The sequence below is a fragment of the Furfurilactobacillus rossiae DSM 15814 genome (assembly GCF_000428925.1).
Classification (GTDB): domain Bacteria; phylum Bacillota; class Bacilli; order Lactobacillales; family Lactobacillaceae; genus Furfurilactobacillus; species Furfurilactobacillus rossiae.
The window spans coordinates 157,033-174,892 of record NZ_AUAW01000005.1 but is presented as its reverse complement, the minus strand read 5'-3'; the positions used below and the strand labels follow the sequence as shown (position 1 = coordinate 174,892).

Genomic DNA, 17,860 nt, shown 5'->3' with positions numbered 1-17,860 from the left:
GCTACTCCAACATTTTTGGCTTTTGGGCACCGACTGCCAAATCATCGCCATATAGTTTTTGTGCAGACAGTACAACTTGAGCATTGTTAACAACCACGTTAGCAATGCCGGCAACGGCTTTAGCACGCGCAGTTTCTTTTACGATTTCTGCTTCTGTCAAGCTTTCGTCTCCTAAACGATCTAGTTCATCAAACAGGTGATCGTTCAGAGTGCTCAAATTGTGATCAGCGGCCTGTACGTCGTTCGGTAATTTTGGTTTATCATTCATTTCTCTTCACCATCCCCACTTCACACTCTGTAAACTAACTATTTTCATCGTCATCACCCACTAACCGTGACCGTGTTTCCAGAAGTGAATCGAGCATCTCGTTAGTAATCTCCAGGCTCGGTGTTTTAACTCAGCTGCACTACCTTCTGGCCGGTCTTTAGTTTCTTTTGAAAGTTGATACAGTCGCACACTGATATTAGTGCTGACCATATCCAACACATCAAGATTCGCTAGTGATTCATCGTCATAGTTGGTTTCACCCCAGAAACTAGTGTGACCAATCAATAGGTCCAGTAAATCCTCTTTCGTATAAGTCTTTTCTTCGGTCATTGTTGTTACCCCTTTCGCCGGATGGCATTTTTAATTTCCAACAACTCATAGTCGCCAATGTGCATTCTTCTTTGCACGTACTCAACTTCGCTCAGTAATGCGACCAGAATCGAACCACTGTCACCCGCAATTTCCTGATGTAATTGACCGTTCCTGACAGACATTCGGACAGTCATGTCCTTGTGCATATGCTTGTTTAATCTAGGAAACTGTTCTTGAGCACTGTCTCGCTGGTCTAATAAATTTTCATACTCGGCAATTGCGAATCGTGTAAATTCAGGACTGTGTGCGTGTCTCATAGTTCATTCCTCCTAACTCATCATTTCTGCGTTTGCAAAAACTGTGTCGTAATCTTGTGGTTCAACATCGCTAAACGTGTCATAGCCTAATTCTTGTGCAGCTACCTCTAGTGCCCATGCTGGTATATCATCCATGTTCTTATCCTCACTTCACTGGGTTATTATTTTCATCAACCACCATAAGTTTCAGTGGCTTCATGTCACTAAGCGGCATTAATTTCATAGCAGCGTCCATTGCTTGGCAAAAGGCTGATGCCTGCATCAAGTCTGAAAATTCAAAAGCACTGCCGCGATTGGCATAAAAGAAGATGTAGCCAATTCGTGTTGCCATATACTTGCCACTATTTGCGTCACCAATTCGATACTGCATAATTCACACTCCCAATCCTGTTTGTGTTGGTCTATTTCGATGGTCCTGAATACCGGTAAAATCAATCGTATTGTTTGGATCCTTTGAGATTAAGCGACTAATCAATTTGCCATCGTATGCTGCCTGTAGCCGCTCGCCGCTTAGATTTGTTGTCACAATTGTGGTTTTACCGGCACGTGCATCAATCATTCGAAACATCCATTTTTGTGTGAATTCACTGGCCGTTTTTCTCTTATCACTTGTGTTAAACACTGACTCTGACCCAAAGTCATCAAGAACAAGCACATCCACCATTTCACAGCGTTGCTCCAACTTTGTGACTTGGTCTTTTTTTGTTTGGTCATCAGATGTTGAAGCCTGTAACTCCCACTGACTCATTTTGGCGATTGAAACAAACATGCAGCTTAATGCTGGTTTTGCGTTGTCATGAATGTAGTTAAGAATCGAAACAGCCATGAACGTTTTGCCACGACCAGGCAAGCCAGTAAGTGTCGCATTAAACTTTTCATGCTTGATCGCAATCCGATACGCCATTGCTACTGCTGCATTTCGAACTTTGTTTTCCTCGGCAGTCAAGCCTGTTTTGTACTGGTCAAAGTTATGATCCAGTACACCTTTTTCAGAATAGATAGACCCACGATGTAAAAAGTCGGCTTTGCTACGTTTAAACCAGTCATTTGTCACAGCCATATCAGCACGTCGTTGATGCTCAGCCCACCACTTTTTATAGTCGTCGCTATCTTTTGGCAACATTGTCATTGCCAAATCATCAGTAGGCGCTGTAATTCCTTTGGCTTTTAATACCGCAACTGCCTTGTTGTAATCAAAGCCACCTGCTGCAGTCTGTAAATCTTTAAAGTCTGACATGCTACCACCTCCTAGAATGGTAAGTCGTCTGATTCATCGCCTTGTGGTTGGCTAAATGCACCGTCCTGTGGGCGATGTGAAGCTTTGTAAGCTTCAACATCCTTGGCAGATAGAACCTTGTTATCCTGCCAGCTATGCATAACTGCGCGTGCATATGACCATTTACGGACGTTGTTGTTCAACGCTTCTTGTAAACCAAGAACAACCATGTGCTCTGGTTCAGGCGAACCAGCCGTCGTAAAGTCATTAATTTCCTCATCAATGTTTTGAATCTGAAAGCCACCTAATTGACCGAAACCGCCTTGCTCGAAAAAGTTGAAAACTTTCTGCCTATCCGTAGTAGTTGTTTCTTCTTGGTCATTCTTATCATTCTTTACATTCTTGTTTGTGTTCTGTTGTTGTTCTCTAGTTGTTCCTTTGTTGTTCTCTTGTTGTTCAGTTTCTTGGTACTCACCCCAGCCAATGATTGATATGACGCTGTATTTCGTGGTTGATTTGATGTTCAACATTCGAAGGTTTTCGAATTTCTTAAGCCATTTCCAGAGAGTTACGCCAGATTTTTGATGTTCACGTTTTGAACCTTGGTTGTATTCAAACGCCAGTGCGTCGCGCCCTGTGACGAATTCTCCGTTGTTCAAGTGCACTATCTCGCCATTAAAATTCACGTCAGCCTTGCTGTGATTAGCCTTTAACATGCAATAAATCCACAGTTTGAGCATGTAGGGGTTGGTCCACACCCAAGACTTAATCAACTTTCGGTAGAGCTTTATCCACCCCTGCATGGTTTCACCTCTACTCTGCTAGAATCTCGCCAACATCAATAGCTGATGTGATTGTCTTGTGTTTACGGCAATACTCACAATGTCCGCAGGCTGTCGGTGCAACTTCACCATTCATGACCTGTTCGATATGGTCGATGTGTTCTTTGATCCAAAATTCTTCTGGTTCTAACCAGACAGAACTCGGATTAATAAGTTGAACATCGCTTGGTGTCTGCTTACTAACCGCCCAGATAAAGCACTTGAATGGCCTGCCATACTTCTGTTCAAGCAACTGACTGTAAACCCACATTTGGGGCAAGTAGTCACGTGCTCGAACGAAATCAACCATGCCGCGATACTTGTCAGACCATGAGCGTTTGCGAATATCGTCAACAGTCTTGTAGTCCATGAAGAAGCCTTGCTCAACGTTTAGTGCGTCAATCTTGCCCTTCCAGTCGTAGCCAAACAGTTTGCCAGTCACAATGACCTCATGCTCACAAGTGTTATCCATGTTGGTGAAAAGCTGCTCGTCACAGAGACGGTCAATCATTTGCTCGCCAACTTTGAAGTTAGCTTTTAAATGCCCTTTACTGGCGCCACGGGTGCTAATGATTTCAGGATGTTCGTCAATGAACTTTTGATGGGCTTCTTCACTCTCGAAAAACGAATGAACGAAGTTACCAACCAGTAACGCTTCTTTGTTTGACTGTTCGTAGTCACCTTTTAGCAGTGCTAGTTCAGCAGTTTCACATGACATCATTTGCTTGAATACTGACGGGCTCATATATTGGAAGTCCGTGTCATGGTCGTAATAGTTTTTATGATTGAGGGTTATCATGCTGGTTGAAGATGTCGCCTTGGTGGACGTCTGGTTCTTCGTCTTCATGGTCGATGACAACGTTGTGTCCGTCTTCGTCAACTGTGTCAGCCCCCTTTGATGATTGACTCTGTTCGTAGCCGTTGATAATATCCTCAGCGGTTGATGACGGCTTAGCAGTCTTGCTAGTCACTGCCGATTCAGCACTTGGGTTGGCTGACTTTTCAGCCGACGTCGCTGTGCTTACTGGCTGTGAAGATTGACTGGTGGCCGACGGTTGCTGTGATTGATTACTTGATTGGAAACCGTCCAATAAGTCCTGTGTGCCCTTTGATTCAGCAGAAGGTGTAACATCCTTACGACTGTCGTTATCGTATTCATCAGAAGTCGTGTCATTGACTGCTTGAACAAATAAGTCGCTGTCGTCACTCGTGTTAATGAACAACTTAGCCGCTCGGTTAATTACAGTCCGCTTAGCCATTTCGTCTGGATACTCTCTCTGAACCTTCGTTGTTTTGGCATGTGACCACGAGACGTCAATCTGTTTCTTCGTCATAATGGTGAACGACTTTGTGCCGTCTTCCTTTTCGATGACACAGACGGCATATGCGATTGGCTTATCCAGATCAGCAACATGCATTTGCCATTTAGTTACAACAACTTGTTCTCCCTCAGACGCAACATCAAAATCATTGCCCTGACGGACTACATAGGCCTCGATACTTTTAACGCCCTTAAGCCGTTTAACAACTGCCATAGATCCCATGTACGAACGTGTTAGTGAACATGTCTGACCATATGGGATGAAATAGCACTGACTTTTGGCCGGTGATAATCCTTGAATTGTCATGTTTAGTAAAGCTTTATAAACTGATTCCGGCGTACATTTGTCTATCATGGATGGGCCATTAGATGTATCTGCCAGAATTAGGTAAGCCGAGTTTAATGCGTTTCCGACTGAGTAGTTAGCTGGTAGTGTCAGTCCTTGCTCCGTCTTCATTTTTTCAATACGATTTGAAACCTTTGCTACAATTTCGTTTTCTGCCATTAGGCCGCATCCCCTTCGTTTGTGACGGTTGCTCCGATGTTTTCAAGCAGCGTGTCAGTTTCAATAAAGCTATCGCTAGTCAGCCATTCGAATACATCAGCAGCCGACACGTTTTCAATTAATTCCGCAACGGTATCTGCCACCTTGTTGTGCTCAACAACCATCAAATAAAGCCATTTGTCCTTGTCTTGGTCAGCAAACAGTTCTCCGTGATACATCCAAATCTTTTGATACGTGTATGTCATATCGCCTTTATAATCAGTGCCGAACTCAACACGGTTATCGACTGGATCACCAACCATTCCGTTTTGTAAATCTCGTGCATTAGTCATGTGATTCATCCCCTAACAGTTCTTTGATTCGTTTGTTTGTCTTCTCGTAAATATCTGTAAGTAGTTCAAGCTTTGCTCGGTCACAAGCGTCCAGATATACGGCGTCCTTTTGTGATTGAACAATTAACGGCTCTCTTAAATCACTAATCATTGTCTGGAAAGAAAACGATTCTTGTATCTTTGCTTGTGTTACTGTTTGTTGTTGTGCCATTGTTTTTTTCTCCTAAAATTTGTTGTTTGTAAATTCCGATTTGTTTCTTAGCAGCGTTGAGTGTTGCTAGTGCGGTTGCTGAACTACCAGTCATCAAATTACCTTCACGTTTAAGCTGAATCAGTGGCTCACGTTGGTGTTTAAGGATGGTAAACACATCGTCCAACACACCTTTTTCAATCTGGTGTAACTGCTCAACAGTCAAGCCTGATGTGGATTCCATTTGCGTTTATCCCCTTTCCGGTAGATAATGTTCTCGAATAATTTATTTCTAAGCGGTCGATCGGAGTGCCAGCTCCAGTCGGCCTTTTTGTATGGCTGCATACTCTGCAAACCAGCTAGTGCTAACTTTTCGTTCATCGCTTGACCTTCTTTGGTTGGTATTCAATCAGCTCATTCAATGGAATTTGTAAGTAGTCACAAATCGACATTAGGGTATCCCACCGAATCATTTTCACTCGGGCATAATACAGAGCCGTGAGTGTGGTTCTTGAAACCCCAGTGCCTTCCGACAACTCGGTGATCTTGATTCGGCGTTTACCCAAAATCTCTGATAGATTATTTTGTAAAGTTAACTTGCCGTTTGCCATTCGTTCACCCTCTTTCTGTGGGATAATGGGTTTAGAAAACCCTTGGAGGTAAATCATGCCAACTAAACATAAGCAGCTTGTTTGTTTGAATGGACATCAAATCAAAGACGCAATGGAACTCAGCGATAGTGAATCCGGTTTTTGCAATAAATGTGGCCAACCACTTATTTCAAGTTGTCCTAAATGCGGACATTACATTCCTGGAACAACAGACTATGAGGGTGTGATTAGTTTCTTTCAAGAACCGGTTCCCAAATACTGTTCAAATTGCGGTGCTCCATACCCTTGGACTGAATCTGTTCTGAAATCCGCTACTGAACTCATCGAGCTTACTGACCTAAGTCAACAAGACAAAGATTCATTTTCGAAAACTATTCCAGATTTAGTTACCGATACTCCAAAAACCAAAGTAGCAATTGCCAAGTTCAAAATATTTTCAGCCAAGGCTGGTAAAACAGTTGCGTCCGGACTAAAAGATTTGTTGGTAGATGTCGCCTCAGAAGCTGTTAAAAAGGCTATTTGGGGAAACTGAACGCACACATTTCACAGTAGTTGCCCTCATGTACTACGTGGCGGCAATTTGGACAAATAACATAACCTTTAGGAATTATCCTTGGCAGTTGTTTTGCTGATTTCAACGCCGCAAACAACTTGCTATTACAATCCATTAGTATGTTTATCGTCTTCTGATCCATTTCGATGACTGCTTCATACAACTCTTTATCCATACATGCTTCCTTTCCTGCCAGCCTTAGTGCTGGCTTTTTTATTTGCCTTGTAACTCACGTAAGTCGTGCTTCAACGTTTGAATCGGATGAATGTGCTTCCAGCGGTCAAACATCGTACGACGATTGATTTGCACATAATGTGTGCCGTAACCAGCCAGATAAATTGCAGCTGACCACAAGATGAATCCTGTTAACTCGTATGTGACTGTCATTGATGTTTCCCCCGTTATGCCTGCCCGCATATTTTAGAGTTAGTAATTTACTTGTTTGTTTTTGATAACCCAGTCCAAACAGTCTCTGGGAATGTAACGCCACTTACTCGGTGGATCACCAGGTCGTATCTCTACATGAGGAAAGCCTGGTTCAAACTTGTAATGCTTATTGAACGTGTCGTAATCCACCTTTATCCAGCGCGTATACAATTCTTTTTGATTGACCTGTTGCAGCGGATTATCGTTGCGTTCAACTATTTGTTGCATGTAATCACCAGCCTTTCCGTTACTGACTAAGTTCAACTTAGGAACCTGTTGTGAGATGATTGTGTTAATTCAATTAATCGAGGTGATACTCATGGCTATCGTGAAATTAACTCGCCAAAACTCTCATGAAGAAACAACTTTTTATTCCGTTTATCAAGTTGATATTGAAAAACAGACGGTTCAAAAAGGGTCTTAACCGGTACGACAATCGGTGCTTTGCTAACATACAAAGACCGTTTTCCTGAATCAAACTCATTCACCGTTTATGATGAAGCCCGTGGCATTACCAAATTTCTATTTGACCAGTGGCCTGTTTATGAAGTAGATCTATAGGCTGTATTGTCACTAATGCTCTAATCGCTCCATCGTTTTCCGTAGGCCAAGCCTTAACTAGAACATTTTCGCTACCTTGGTCTTTTAAAAACTTTTCAATTTCATCGAACACTCCATTCACCTCATTCACCACAATGTCGTGTGGAGCGTTCTTTTGTTTATTGAGAACAACACCTGCTTGAAAACTACCGTGTCCGCAATGAAGTATCTGCATCGACTGATAATTTTTAGCTTGTTGCAATGCATATTGTCGAAGCACTTCAACTTGCAATACTTCTTTGTTCAATTGCTGTTCATCCCCTTACTTCATACCCACAAATTCCTTAACCTTTTTCAGATTCTCTTCTGCTGCTGGTCCAAGCGTCATACCACTTACTAGTTGTCGGACGTACTGACTAGTCCAACCGAAGTGATCTGCTACCTCCTTTTGCTTCATGTTTAAGTCGATTAGTCGCTTTTTAAAACGACGTTCAAATGCTGGCATTATCTTGTTCACCTACTTTCCTAGTTAATTGAAATTTCAGTTATAAAAGGATTGACTAAAAAGTATTCTAGTCGTACCATTTAGGCATAGTTTAATAAACAAATATCTTCCTAAAACAACGGCTACCAACTGAATGTATTAGGTTCATATTTATTACGCTTTAAACTGATTGCTTAACTGATGAACAAAGTATAATTCTTATCGTACTTTTTGTAAAGCATTAATTACGATTAAAATACTTTTTTCTTTCAGTTTCACTGGAGGAAAAGCTTTATGACACTAATTGATCGTACTAAACGAATCGCAAAAACACGTGGATGGAATCTAAAACAAACCGCTGCACACGCTGGCTTAAGTGAAAATGCCATCTATGGATGGAAAAATCACAAACCAACAAAGGCAACATTACTATTGGTTGCTAGCACGCTTGGGGTTTCCTACGAAGAACTGACTGGTGAAAAGGAATTAAAGTCTACAAATATTGATTTAAAAGCTTCAATAGATGATGACGATGTAATCATGACCTACGAGGGCCGACCGATACCACAGGAAGACTTGGAGTACATCAAACGTATTTTGGATGGAGGCAAGTAGCATGGACGATTTATTAACTGAGCTGTTCGAGTTTGCATTTGAACATGGTATTGCAGTTACGACAACACACGTCCTATCGAAAGATACACCTTCCGTTTCACGGCCATCTAAAAATGCAATCATCGTCAACATGAACTGGCATACAAAAAAAGAGATCCCGATGCAATTTGCACACGAGATCGGTCACGTTCTAAATGAAGATAAAGGCACTTTGTATTATTGCAGTACCGCTTCACACAATTCGATTGAGTATGGCGCTAGTAAAACTGGTATTAAGGTGCTAGTCAGTTTGTACTTTCAAAACGTCAGTCCTGATGAAGCCAACTCAAATACGTTTGTTAAGCAACTAGCAATACCTTCTTACATGGAGCCATATACAGAAGACTGTATTCGCGAGTTTTATCAAAAATAATAATTGTCCAAAATCTGATGACGTTAAAAGCTGACATGTACCGTAGGAGAAACTATGACATACGACGATTATCAACAACAAGTTAAACCTCTGAATGATCAGATTAGCGACTTAACTGAAGTTTTATTTTTCAAATTCAAAAAGTTGATGGAGCAAAACAGTAGCACTTTATTTTCACTTGCGTTGGACGAAAGCTTCAATTTCATTGATAAGGATGATAAGCCCATCGAGACAGAAGATGACACCTATATTCAACTATTTTCAATAGGTAGCACACCCTTATACTTGAATACATCCAGTAAAGAGGTTTGCACTTTAAACTTTGACCCTGATCTAGGATTTAAGGTACCTCAAGCTGTCTCAGATGATGCCTTACAAAAGTGCTTCCGCTATAAAGACAACTATTTAAGTGCTATGCATATTGTAGGTCTGGACGGTATCTTCAATAAGAATTTGGAAAATCAAAAAAACATCATCGCCAGCTTGACTAACATTTAAAAAATACCTTAGTTATATCCATATGCAGCTCATATTCCAGGGGGGATATCATGAAGAAATCACTTACATTAGCGATAACAGTTTTAAGTGCACTACTACTAACGGCCTGTGGTAATAGCAATTCAAAGAGTTCCAGTAGTACAAGTTCTAAACCGCGATTAAGTAAAACATCAAAGCAAAATAAAAAGGCCCGTCAACAATCAAGTGACAAGGCCAAGTCGGAATCTATTTCAGAGAGTAAAGACAGTTCCAGTCAAACAGCCTCAACCAGTTCACAGCCAGTGTCGCAATCACAAAGTAGCACTGAATCTAGTTCGACAACCGCTGCACAGTCTTCTAATTCAAGCAACGAAGCTAGCTCTAATGATGAATCTGGCTGGATTGTGCATAACGCCGACGAGGCCACTAGTTTAATCACTGAAAAAATGGGTGATCAAAGATGGACCGTTGTCGGTGGTACATTTGGAGGAGCTCACTCTGGGTATGATGAAAATGGCAACCCCAATCCTGTTTCTAAAGACTATGTTCCCTACATATCGTTGCAAAACAGTAATGGTGATATGTATACAGTGTCTGCTAAAGGAGAAATTGCAAAGATGAACTAATTGTTTCACAGACCCGTAGCTCAGTTGGTTAGAGCGCTCAACTTATAATTGAGAGGTGGTTGGTTCGAGTCCAACGGGGTCTATCGTGACAAAATACATTCAAGGAGATTTCGAAATATGATTAGCTATAATATTTCAAGCATTGATTCAATAGATGTACCTGGAGAAACATCTTCTACTCTGCGCAAAGAAAAAGATGTTATTTCAGCATTTTCATCACTAACCTTACCAGTCAAAATTACAATTTATGAAAGTAATCAGACTGGCTACACTATAACTACAGATGCTAAAGGCACAGAAGTCAGTACGGCCTTATTTGATTTCGGATATGGTGGATATGGGCCTCATCTTCTACAAAAGGCTATTAAAAAAATTCCAAACCTTAACGATACCGAAAAAGACCTCGAATTCATTGATCACGCTCATGGCGATGAAGACGGAAACAATTTAAATGGTAAAACCGCTAATGGCTCTGAATTTGCTTACAAAGTTGCAATCACTATTAGTTAAAATTGCCCGCATCTCCTGTAAAGATAGTGAAAATATGCAATTCAACAAAACTGGCGACTATAAAAACTAAAACCTATGAGGGATTTAACATGGAAAAAGAATACAACATCAAGTCCCCTGGACATACGATAATCAGTTTAACTGACAACGCTATAGTCATCACACGTAAAGGCATGATAAATGCAATTAATCAAGGATTGAAAGGTGCAAAAACTATTCCGCTTAAATCCATTACAGCAGTTCAAATCAAGAAGCCTGGGTTGACTAACGGATACATTCAATTCACTATTCCTGGTGGTAATGAAAGCCACGGTGGCGTTCTAAACGCCACACATGATGAAAATACTGTTATGTTTAGCGGACACTATTTCAAACAAATGCAGGAACTAAAGGAAACAGTGGAACAAATAATTTTTGCTGATTCATCAAGTAGTGATTCATTTGTTGATGCAGCAGACCAAATAAGGAAAATGAAGTACCTGTTAGATGACGGTATAATTACCGAGGATGAATTTAACGAAAAGAAAAAACAACTTTTGGGTATTTAAATAAAAAAACGCATCCCCTCCCGCCAAGAAGTTGGATGCGTTCCACTCTAAAAACTCACAATGTGTGTGCGCTTTTCGTATACACATTTTACACGAAAGGTCGTGATAAATCCATGTTGCTTCCGTTATGCCTGCCCGCAAAAACGAAAGGAAAATAAACATGGCAAGTTATATTAAAAAATATGGAAAATGGCAAGCACGGTTCTCTTATGATTTTCAAGGTAACCGTAAAACAAAAAGTAAGAATGGCTTCACTACAAAGGCTGAGGCTCAACGCTAGGTTCGAACAACACTCACAGAGTTGCCAACACCAAAAGCGCTCAATGATTCTGGTCGATCACTCTACGACTACTTTATGGAATGGTATGAAATCTTTGAAGAGCCAAAACTAGCTCCGGCGACTAAAAAATGGTACATGAACTCAGCTAAGATAATTAAAAAATATTTTGGCAAAGAACCGATGACACACATTAGTCGTGCCAGGTATCAACGATTCCTCAATGACTTTGGCAAGACACATGCAATTAAATCAGCCAGTAAAGTTGATAGTCATATCAAAATGGCCGTGCGTTCTGCTGTTGATGATGGTCTTATACCATCCAATTTCACTGCTCATACGTCAATGAGTGGTCATGCAGGTAAAAGTGCTGAGGAGAAGTACATCGACGGAGCCAGCATGTGGCGGCTTATTAAGCGGTGTGAGCAAACACCAGACATTCATCACATCTCGCAGGTAATGATTCTCACTGCCCTATTCACTGGTTTTAGAATTGCTGAGGTTGCTGGCCTTCAATGGCAAGACCTTGACCAAATCAACAACACCCTATCAGTCACAAAGACCTACGATTGGACGACAGGTGGCTTTAAACCGACAAAGAATGCTCAATCAAAACGAACTATCGCAGTCGTGCAAGAATTAGTAGACAATTTGAATAAATTACACGCCAGTCAAACGAACATAGACAATCCAAATAATCTAATGTTTATCGGTGAGAATCCCAAGGTACCGTCAAGCAATGGTGCAAACCATGTTTTACGAGAACTACTAACTGAATTGGATATTCACCCAACGATTACATTCCATGGTCTCCGCCATACTCATGCAAGTTATCTACTAGCAAACGATGTCAGCATTTACGAGATCAGTGAACGTTTGGGTCACAAGGATTATACAACTACACTGAAAATTTATTCACACATGCAAAAAGAGATGAAGTTGAGAGAAACAAAAAAAGGGCTCCAAGCTTTTCAATCTCGTACACGGTTCGTACACGGTTTTGAAAAAAGGCTTAGAAACCCTTTGATACCGGCGTTCTTGTGAACGCAATAATTGGGTATACTGGATTCGAACCAGTACATTACGGATTCAGAGTCCGGTGCCTTACCAATTTGGCTAATACCCAATAATCCATTATTAAAGTCGTAAATCTGCCAAGCAAGCGCCCGGGTGACTTTAAATCACCCCACTGGGGATCGAACCCAGAACTCCGCCTTGAGAGGGCGACGTCTTAACCAATTTGACCATGGGGCAAATTTACTTAATTAATTATACAGTACTGACAGGTGACGTCAACGTCTTAGCGCATAAAAATGACGACTTTTTTAAATTCTCATTTTTCATTGTCGTTTTCTAAGTCTCTAACTAAAAATAACGACCGTTGCAATAATGTAACAGCCGTTAAGCTACTAAAATAAAAACACCACCCTGCGGCGGCCATTATTAGTCTATCGAAATTTGTTTGCGAACAATTTTAAATGGCTCCTCAAAGTCTCGATCGTAGATATCACACAAGGCAACTATTAGCAAAAGCGGAATCGATTTAAGACTGGTATTGGGATCCTCGTATCGGTAAAAAGCTGATTTACTAATGCGAAAGTTGTAACGATCCTCCAGTTGTCGCAATACTTCCTTGCCAGTGAGACCTTTTTGCCTTCGTGAAACGTGTAACCACGTTTGAATATCAGTTGGTTTTGTATCCATGTTGCAAGTCAGCTCCTTTAGTGCTCATTTTATCAATTTATTGACGTGAATACGCAGTAAATAAGAAATTCGACTTGCGGGCATCGAGAATTAAGGTTAATATTCCCATATAAGGGAACGGTTTAAACATTTAATTATTAGGGGCGTGGTAACCATGGAAATTTTCCCAGTCTCGGGATGGCTGAAATCAAGGGGTATAACACAGCTTGAGGTCGCCGATCTATTGCAAATCAACAAAAGTACTGTAAGTCGCAAATTACACGGACATTCTCAATTTAACGTTCGTGAGATTTCTTTACTTAACCAGCATTTTGGCATTCCACTGGAAGTATTTATGCAAACGACACAAAGTGATGATCCTACTAAATTGTCTTAATAATTATCATAATTGTGGAGTAACAAATTAAGTTCAAACAAAAACGACGTCCTGAATATCAGGTACGTCGTTTTTGTTGTCAATTCTAAATCTATTCAGCTTCATCCTCTTTGACAACTAGCACATCTACGTCCGCATTACGCACCACGTATCCTGTTGTTGACCCAAGAATTGCTCGCTCAAATGCGTTTGTTCCAGTAGCCCCGATAACAATTAAGTCGATGTCATGATGCTCTGGAAAAGTCTTGGCAATCGTTGGCTTTGGCGCGTCCTGCATTGCAAAGGCCGAAATACGGTCAAAGCCAGTTTCTGCCTGCATCTTTTGCGCCAGTTCTCCAACATATTTTTTAGCCTGCGTCAGCATACCTTCCGACATTCCCGCCATTGCGTATTCAGGAGCTGCATACAACGGCGCGACAACTTGTAGTAATAGGATGTCTGCATCAGCCGCTTTCGCAATGTCAACTGCTTTACGCAGGGCCAATTGTGCGTTTTCTGAGCCATCTGTCGGAACTAAAATGCGTTTTGGTTTAAATGTCATGTTATGCCTCCTATATTTCATTGCTTTAGATTATTGTATTTATAACATAAAACTATTTTTGCTGCATTTTTTACGCCTGTATTCCTGTTGTTGATCTTCAATCATTCTTGTCACAAATTTTGCTAGTAACTGTCGAGGATATTCAACAACACGCCAGGCCGTTTTGAAGACATTTTTGTTTGCGTCCATCATTAATTTCGTCCATGATTGTCGTATACAGAATTTAACGAAACGGAGCCTTGATATGGAGAATACATTCTTTCTTCTCATCATTTTAATTGCAGTCGTAGCCGCTGTGATCATGCACCATCATCTCAACCGCGTGCCGCTCCCCATCATCTTTATCGTGGTGGGAATTTTATTGGCACTGCTGCCGCTGTATCATCACTATATTTTTAATCCCAATTTATTTTTATTTTTCATCGTGGCTCCTTTGCTCTATAACGAAGCGCAATCGGCCTCTCGTTACTGGATTGGCCGCGGTGCCATCAATATTTTTTCGCTGTCCATCATGCTTGTCATTGCCACCGTGATAATCGTTGGTAGTGCACTCCACTTACTGTTTCCTTTTCTGCCACTAGCGTTAGCAATTGCGCTATGTGCAATTGTGACCCCAACCGACGCTTCGGCAGTCAGCGCATTTGCTCAGCCTAATCCAAACTTCCAAGTGCCTTTCACCATCATGCAAAACGAATCATTATTTAACGACGCATCCGGCTTTGTTGCGTTTGATCTGTCGCTGTTAGCTTTTACTACTGGTTCGTTCTCAGCTAATAGAGCCGTTGGGGTGTTTGCGTTAGAGTTTATCGGTGGATTGATCACCGGTGCAATTATTGGCGCACTCTTTCTAAGCATTCGCCGTGAACTTATTCAAGCTGGTGATGATACGCCATTCGTCATGATTACACTAGAGTTATTGGTGCCATTTCTAGCTTATTTCGTTGCCGAACGCTTAACGTTGTCCGGAATTTTGGCGGTCGTCGCTGCTGGCTTGTTTCAAGGAATGGAAAATGATAGTTTACAGCTCGTTTCAAGTCGGGTACAGCTTGTCCGGTCAAACATATGGGGAATTGTGCAGGAGGCGCTCACAGGGGTCGTTTTCGTCCTTCTAGGCGTATCCCTGCCGACAATCATGGAGCAAATCATTTCTAAGCATCCAGGTCTCCTTGGTCTACTAATTCTTATCGGGATCGTGCTATATGTTTTGAAATTTGCTATTCGCTTACTATGGTCGCGTTTTTTAGTTTGGATGCACATTTCTAGCAACCATCGCTGGCAAGACGCTTGGCTAATGGCTGTCAGTGGCGCCAGTGGGACTATTTCACTGTCGTTAGCCTTCCTGTTGCCAACCATCAACGGTCGCGATTTAACTACTGATCGGAACGCACTGATCTTCGTCGTCACCGTGGTCATTTTAATCAGTCTGACGGTAGCTGCCATCGCTGTGCCAATCATCACAAAGATGCCCACCGGCACTCAGACAAAGCCGATGAGCCAGTGGACACGAGAAATGATTATGACCGCGATGAATAAGGTTCGTTCAAGCAAGGACGCTCAGGCAGAAACGCACATCGTGGTTGATGCATTGAGTCAGCAACTCCATCAAAACAATCGGCCCCACCGGCGTGAGCAACGACGACTGTTTGAACTTACCGATGCTGCTGAACGCGAGGTCATCAACCGTAAACATGATCAGGGTGATTTTAGCGATGATGAAACGTATTATTATCTGCGTTTTTTAGACCTAACCAAGTTCACGTTCAATAATACTGTTTGGCAGAACCTGTGGCTCCGAGTGCGTTTTGGGGTCCACTCTAGTCGCCTGAGCCGTGACCTTAAGTTTGGCGAAGAAATGTTCTTTACTACTCCGCTAATCGCTGAACAATTCTATTGGCAACGTCAATTTCATGCACACGGCGAGGACATTCGCCCCTTAGAAGAAGTTGGCTATCAGGCAGTCATGCACGCTCTTAAACAAGAACGCCATCAACACGGCGAAGTCACGACCGTTGAGCTACATGATGTGCAGCGTTTTTATCGGGAACGCCATCGTCGGATGAACATGCCAGATCCCGTCCCTCAAGTTGTTTATCAACTCTTTTTGACCGCGTTTCATGCCGAATATGAATTTGTTCAAAACGCCCTCGATAAGGGCACCATTGATGTCGAAACCGCTGAATCACTTCAACAGCACATTATCTTTGATGAAATGGCTTATATTCAAAATAATGCCGCATTTATCAAACAGTAAACGTAAATTGAGGTGCAGTCGACAACTTTTCAAAATGAATAATCCCAGCAATATCGTCGTTCATCGTTAGGGTACGCTCATGCAGTGCCTGTCCTTCAAAATTTCCTTCCATAATTTTGAAGGTCCCGGTAATATCGTTGACTTCCGTGACATAGGCAACGTGCATCGATTTAAACGACACGACAGAGCCTACCGCTGGCCGAAAATCTACCAATAGCCCTCGTTGTGTTGCCGATTCGGCCCATTGATCACCATTACCAAGATAACTGTAAGTATTAACCGGGATTTGTTGTTGGCGCAAAACGGCTGCAACAAATCCCGTACACTGTCCCACTGGATAGCCATCGATGCCGTTATAAAATCCTTGTTGCCCAGCTTGTTGGGCCTCCGTCAGTGCCTGACTAGATAACAAATGAGTCCCACTTATGTTCCCTGTCATTGGTGAACTACTGTCTTGTTTCTGGACTGTCGTTGTACCCGGCCAAGAAACTTGGTCAGCTGATACTTGAGTATCTGAAAGACCAACCGTAATACCGCACACACACCCTACCACCGTTAAACTAGCGCCAATTTGTTTGATTAATTTCATTTTGTCCCCTCCTACACTGTCCTTTTAATCCGCTTCATCCTGATAATGATTGTCTTAGCGACTATAAACGTACGTATAGGTGCCGTCATTATTTTTCTTAAACGTAAATTCATGCTGACGCGCATCCAAACAACGCCAGCGTGAAAGTTCGTAATGAAGTGAACCACTTTGTTTTAATTTATAACTGACTGTTTTAATGGTTTTAGTTATATCTTCGTCGGCACGTTTAGCAGCACCGCGTAAAACTTTGTGTAAATCGTGAATAAATTCCGTTGCGTTTGTAATCATAATAATGGCCTTCTTTCGATTAATTTTTGCGTAACCATAATTTATAATTAATCGTTATCATTATTCAAAACAAATGCTTGTGAATTCTAAAATCATTTTTGGGTATGTAAGTTTATTCTGCTAAAAACCTTTTATTGGCGTACACTTAGGTCAATTTAACATTCAGGGAGATGTGCTCATGAAATTAACCTTATCTGAATTACAGCCAGACGAAGTTGCCGACTTTTGGCAATTAGCTTTTAGTGACCCAAACGCTGAGTGGACAAAATGGAATGGTCCTTATTTTCAAGATGTTTTACCGACACGTGAGGAATTTGTGAACGGTCCCGCAAAAAACAAATATGTTCTAAATCCATTTTGCCAAGTTATTCGTGTCGATGACAAAATGGTCGGTATGGTCACTGCCTATTACGACGATGGCAAGCTTAAGCGGTGGCTTGAGGCTGGTATTGCCATTTATGATCAAACAAATTGGCATCATGGTCTTGGCCATCGAGCGCTTGCCAAATGGATCGATGCACTGTGGCAAATGGTCGACCTTCCTCACATTGGCCTCACAACCTGGTCCGGCAATGTTCGCATGATTGGTGTCGCTGAACATTTACATTTGAAGCGAGAAGCCACGATTAGACAGGTTCGTTATTGGCAGGGTCAATACTGGGATTCTGTGAAGTATGGTGTCTTGCGAGACGAATGGCAGTCTCCCAAAGATTAATACGTTGTAAAACAAAAAACCGCACCTACTGAATT

Annotated in this window: 33 protein-coding genes and 3 tRNA genes; 13 read left to right on the top strand and 23 right to left on the bottom strand. The window is 41.7% G+C overall.

From position 1 onward, the window contains the following. Position 1: 1 nt before the first annotated feature. From G400_RS0104515 to G400_RS0104450, 13 genes are all read right to left on the bottom strand, one after another. On the bottom strand, positions 2-268 hold the full coding sequence (locus G400_RS0104515) for a hypothetical protein (protein ID WP_017262291.1): 267 nt from the start codon (positions 266-268) through the stop codon (positions 2-4). Positions 269-328: 60 nt separating this feature from the next. Then, entirely contained in the window at positions 329-598 is a 270-nt protein-coding gene (locus tag G400_RS0104510; RefSeq protein ID WP_017262290.1) for a hypothetical protein, read from the bottom strand. Between the two features lie 5 nt (positions 599-603). Then, the gene (locus G400_RS0104505; RefSeq protein ID WP_017262289.1) at positions 604-897 is read right to left on the bottom strand and encodes a hypothetical protein; all 294 of its coding nucleotides are present in this window, start codon (positions 895-897) and stop codon (positions 604-606) included. A 12-nt stretch (positions 898-909) separates the two neighbouring features. Next, positions 910-1,032 (bottom strand): hypothetical protein, encoded by a 123-nt coding sequence (locus G400_RS16545; RefSeq protein WP_017262288.1) that lies wholly within the window; start codon positions 1,030-1,032, stop codon positions 910-912. Positions 1,033-1,042: 10 nt separating this feature from the next. Further along, positions 1,043-1,267, bottom strand: coding sequence for a hypothetical protein (locus tag G400_RS0104495; RefSeq protein WP_017262287.1), 225 nt, complete (start codon positions 1,265-1,267; stop codon positions 1,043-1,045). A gap of 3 nt (positions 1,268-1,270) precedes the next feature. Continuing rightward, positions 1,271-2,134, bottom strand: a complete 864-nt coding sequence (locus tag G400_RS0104490) for an ATP-binding protein (protein WP_017262286.1) — start codon at positions 2,132-2,134, stop codon at positions 1,271-1,273. A gap of 11 nt (positions 2,135-2,145) precedes the next feature. Beyond that, positions 2,146-2,829, bottom strand: coding sequence for a DnaD domain protein (locus G400_RS14440; protein WP_152323456.1), 684 nt, complete (start codon positions 2,827-2,829; stop codon positions 2,146-2,148). A gap of 97 nt (positions 2,830-2,926) precedes the next feature. Next, complete coding sequence (locus G400_RS0104480; RefSeq protein ID WP_017262284.1) at positions 2,927-3,679, bottom strand: PD-(D/E)XK nuclease-like domain-containing protein; 753 nt, start codon at positions 3,677-3,679, stop codon at positions 2,927-2,929. Between the two features lie 34 nt (positions 3,680-3,713). After that, entirely contained in the window at positions 3,714-4,760 is a 1,047-nt protein-coding gene (locus G400_RS14435) for a recombinase RecT (protein WP_017262283.1), read from the bottom strand. Beyond that, a complete protein-coding gene (locus tag G400_RS0104470; RefSeq protein WP_017262282.1) occupies positions 4,760-5,092 on the bottom strand; it encodes a hypothetical protein in 333 nt (110 codons plus the stop codon). Before G400_RS0104470 ends, G400_RS14435 begins: the two co-directional genes overlap by 1 nt. A 143-nt stretch (positions 5,093-5,235) precedes the next feature. Next, complete coding sequence (locus G400_RS0104460; RefSeq protein WP_017262280.1) at positions 5,236-5,526, bottom strand: hypothetical protein; 291 nt, start codon at positions 5,524-5,526, stop codon at positions 5,236-5,238. Continuing rightward, a complete protein-coding gene (locus tag G400_RS16250) occupies positions 5,505-5,663 on the bottom strand; it encodes a hypothetical protein (protein ID WP_017262279.1) in 159 nt (52 codons plus the stop codon). Before G400_RS16250 ends, G400_RS0104460 begins: the two co-directional genes overlap by 22 nt. Continuing rightward, positions 5,660-5,893: a helix-turn-helix domain-containing protein gene (locus G400_RS0104450; RefSeq protein ID WP_017262278.1), complete on the bottom strand. Its 234-nt coding sequence runs from the start codon at positions 5,891-5,893 to the stop codon at positions 5,660-5,662. The genes G400_RS16250 and G400_RS0104450 overlap by 4 nt, the downstream gene beginning before the upstream one ends. A 55-nt stretch (positions 5,894-5,948) precedes the next feature. Between G400_RS0104450 and G400_RS0104445 the strand changes: the two genes are divergently transcribed. After that, complete coding sequence (locus G400_RS0104445; protein WP_017262277.1) at positions 5,949-6,425, top strand: DUF2321 domain-containing protein; 477 nt, start codon at positions 5,949-5,951, stop codon at positions 6,423-6,425. A 234-nt stretch (positions 6,426-6,659) separates the two neighbouring features. Here the strand turns inward: G400_RS0104445 and G400_RS16245 are convergent, their stop codons facing one another. The 4 genes from G400_RS16245 to G400_RS0104415 all read right to left on the bottom strand — a co-directional run bounded on the left by G400_RS16245 (position 6,660) and on the right by G400_RS0104415 (position 7,917). Then, the gene (locus G400_RS16245) at positions 6,660-6,833 is read right to left on the bottom strand and encodes a hypothetical protein (protein WP_017262275.1); all 174 of its coding nucleotides are present in this window, start codon (positions 6,831-6,833) and stop codon (positions 6,660-6,662) included. A 39-nt stretch (positions 6,834-6,872) separates the two neighbouring features. Then, positions 6,873-7,100, bottom strand: coding sequence for a hypothetical protein (locus tag G400_RS0104430; RefSeq protein ID WP_017262274.1), 228 nt, complete (start codon positions 7,098-7,100; stop codon positions 6,873-6,875). A gap of 283 nt (positions 7,101-7,383) precedes the next feature. Continuing rightward, the gene (locus G400_RS0104420; protein ID WP_017262272.1) at positions 7,384-7,719 is read right to left on the bottom strand and encodes a hypothetical protein; all 336 of its coding nucleotides are present in this window, start codon (positions 7,717-7,719) and stop codon (positions 7,384-7,386) included. A gap of 15 nt (positions 7,720-7,734) precedes the next feature. Continuing rightward, positions 7,735-7,917 (bottom strand): helix-turn-helix domain-containing protein, encoded by a 183-nt coding sequence (locus tag G400_RS0104415; RefSeq protein ID WP_017262271.1) that lies wholly within the window; start codon positions 7,915-7,917, stop codon positions 7,735-7,737. Between the two features lie 273 nt (positions 7,918-8,190). Here G400_RS0104415 and G400_RS0104410 point away from each other — a divergent pair, with 273 nt between their 5' ends. From G400_RS0104410 to G400_RS0104370, 9 genes are all read left to right on the top strand, one after another. Continuing rightward, positions 8,191-8,511: a helix-turn-helix domain-containing protein gene (locus G400_RS0104410; RefSeq protein ID WP_017262270.1), complete on the top strand. Its 321-nt coding sequence runs from the start codon at positions 8,191-8,193 to the stop codon at positions 8,509-8,511. 1 nt (position 8,512) lies between these two features. After that, a complete protein-coding gene (locus tag G400_RS0104405; protein WP_017262269.1) occupies positions 8,513-8,923 on the top strand; it encodes a hypothetical protein in 411 nt (136 codons plus the stop codon). Positions 8,924-8,977: 54 nt separating this feature from the next. Beyond that, complete coding sequence (locus G400_RS0104400) at positions 8,978-9,421, top strand: hypothetical protein (RefSeq protein ID WP_017262268.1); 444 nt, start codon at positions 8,978-8,980, stop codon at positions 9,419-9,421. Between the two features lie 50 nt (positions 9,422-9,471). Next, positions 9,472-10,026, top strand: a complete 555-nt coding sequence (locus tag G400_RS0104395) for a hypothetical protein (protein ID WP_017262267.1) — start codon at positions 9,472-9,474, stop codon at positions 10,024-10,026. A 9-nt stretch (positions 10,027-10,035) separates the two neighbouring features. Further along, positions 10,036-10,109: transfer RNA gene (locus G400_RS0104390), tRNA-Ile, on the top strand. Between the two features lie 34 nt (positions 10,110-10,143). Beyond that, on the top strand, positions 10,144-10,536 hold the full coding sequence (locus G400_RS0104385; RefSeq protein WP_017262266.1) for a hypothetical protein: 393 nt from the start codon (positions 10,144-10,146) through the stop codon (positions 10,534-10,536). Between the two features lie 89 nt (positions 10,537-10,625). After that, a complete protein-coding gene (locus tag G400_RS0104380) occupies positions 10,626-11,084 on the top strand; it encodes a DUF4429 domain-containing protein (RefSeq protein ID WP_017262265.1) in 459 nt (152 codons plus the stop codon). Between the two features lie 160 nt (positions 11,085-11,244). Continuing rightward, positions 11,245-11,364 carry an Arm DNA-binding domain-containing protein gene (locus G400_RS16040; RefSeq protein WP_017262264.1) on the top strand — a complete coding sequence of 40 codons (120 nt, stop codon included), beginning with the start codon at positions 11,245-11,247 and terminating at the stop codon, positions 11,362-11,364. Positions 11,365-11,439: 75 nt separating this feature from the next. After that, positions 11,440-12,405 carry a tyrosine-type recombinase/integrase gene (locus tag G400_RS0104370; protein WP_152323458.1) on the top strand — a complete coding sequence of 322 codons (966 nt, stop codon included), beginning with the start codon at positions 11,440-11,442 and terminating at the stop codon, positions 12,403-12,405. A gap of 9 nt (positions 12,406-12,414) precedes the next feature. Here the strand turns inward: G400_RS0104370 and G400_RS0104365 are convergent. The 3 genes from G400_RS0104365 to G400_RS0104355 form a co-directional block, all read right to left on the bottom strand. Then, positions 12,415-12,487 (bottom strand) — tRNA-Gln (locus G400_RS0104365). A 55-nt stretch (positions 12,488-12,542) separates the two neighbouring features. After that, positions 12,543-12,615, bottom strand: a tRNA-Glu gene (locus G400_RS0104360). 189 nt (positions 12,616-12,804) lie between these two features. After that, positions 12,805-13,065: a hypothetical protein gene (locus G400_RS0104355; protein ID WP_017262262.1), complete on the bottom strand. Its 261-nt coding sequence runs from the start codon at positions 13,063-13,065 to the stop codon at positions 12,805-12,807. Between the two features lie 154 nt (positions 13,066-13,219). On the opposite strand from G400_RS0104355, the gene G400_RS0104350 reads away from it, so the two are divergent. Beyond that, complete coding sequence (locus G400_RS0104350; protein ID WP_017262261.1) at positions 13,220-13,441, top strand: helix-turn-helix domain-containing protein; 222 nt, start codon at positions 13,220-13,222, stop codon at positions 13,439-13,441. A gap of 91 nt (positions 13,442-13,532) precedes the next feature. On the opposite strand, the gene G400_RS0104345 is transcribed toward G400_RS0104350, so the two are convergent. Continuing rightward, complete coding sequence (locus G400_RS0104345; RefSeq protein WP_017262260.1) at positions 13,533-13,982, bottom strand: universal stress protein; 450 nt, start codon at positions 13,980-13,982, stop codon at positions 13,533-13,535. Between the two features lie 244 nt (positions 13,983-14,226). Between G400_RS0104345 and G400_RS0104335 the strand changes: the two genes are divergently transcribed. Then, a complete protein-coding gene (locus tag G400_RS0104335) occupies positions 14,227-16,233 on the top strand; it encodes a cation:proton antiporter (RefSeq protein ID WP_017262258.1) in 2,007 nt (668 codons plus the stop codon). Here the strand turns inward: G400_RS0104335 and G400_RS0104330 are convergent. Both G400_RS0104330 and G400_RS0104325 read right to left on the bottom strand, forming a co-directional pair. Continuing rightward, a complete protein-coding gene (locus G400_RS0104330; RefSeq protein WP_017262257.1) occupies positions 16,223-16,822 on the bottom strand; it encodes a CHAP domain-containing protein in 600 nt (199 codons plus the stop codon). The genes G400_RS0104335 and G400_RS0104330 overlap by 11 nt on opposite strands. Positions 16,823-16,876: 54 nt before the next feature. Beyond that, positions 16,877-17,110 carry a hypothetical protein gene (locus G400_RS0104325; protein WP_017262256.1) on the bottom strand — a complete coding sequence of 78 codons (234 nt, stop codon included), beginning with the start codon at positions 17,108-17,110 and terminating at the stop codon, positions 16,877-16,879. Between the two features lie 178 nt (positions 17,111-17,288). On the opposite strand from G400_RS0104325, the gene G400_RS0104320 reads away from it, so the two are divergent. Beyond that, on the top strand, positions 17,289-17,825 hold the full coding sequence (locus G400_RS0104320; RefSeq protein WP_017262255.1) for a GNAT family N-acetyltransferase: 537 nt from the start codon (positions 17,289-17,291) through the stop codon (positions 17,823-17,825). The last annotated feature ends 35 nt before the right edge of the window (positions 17,826-17,860 follow it).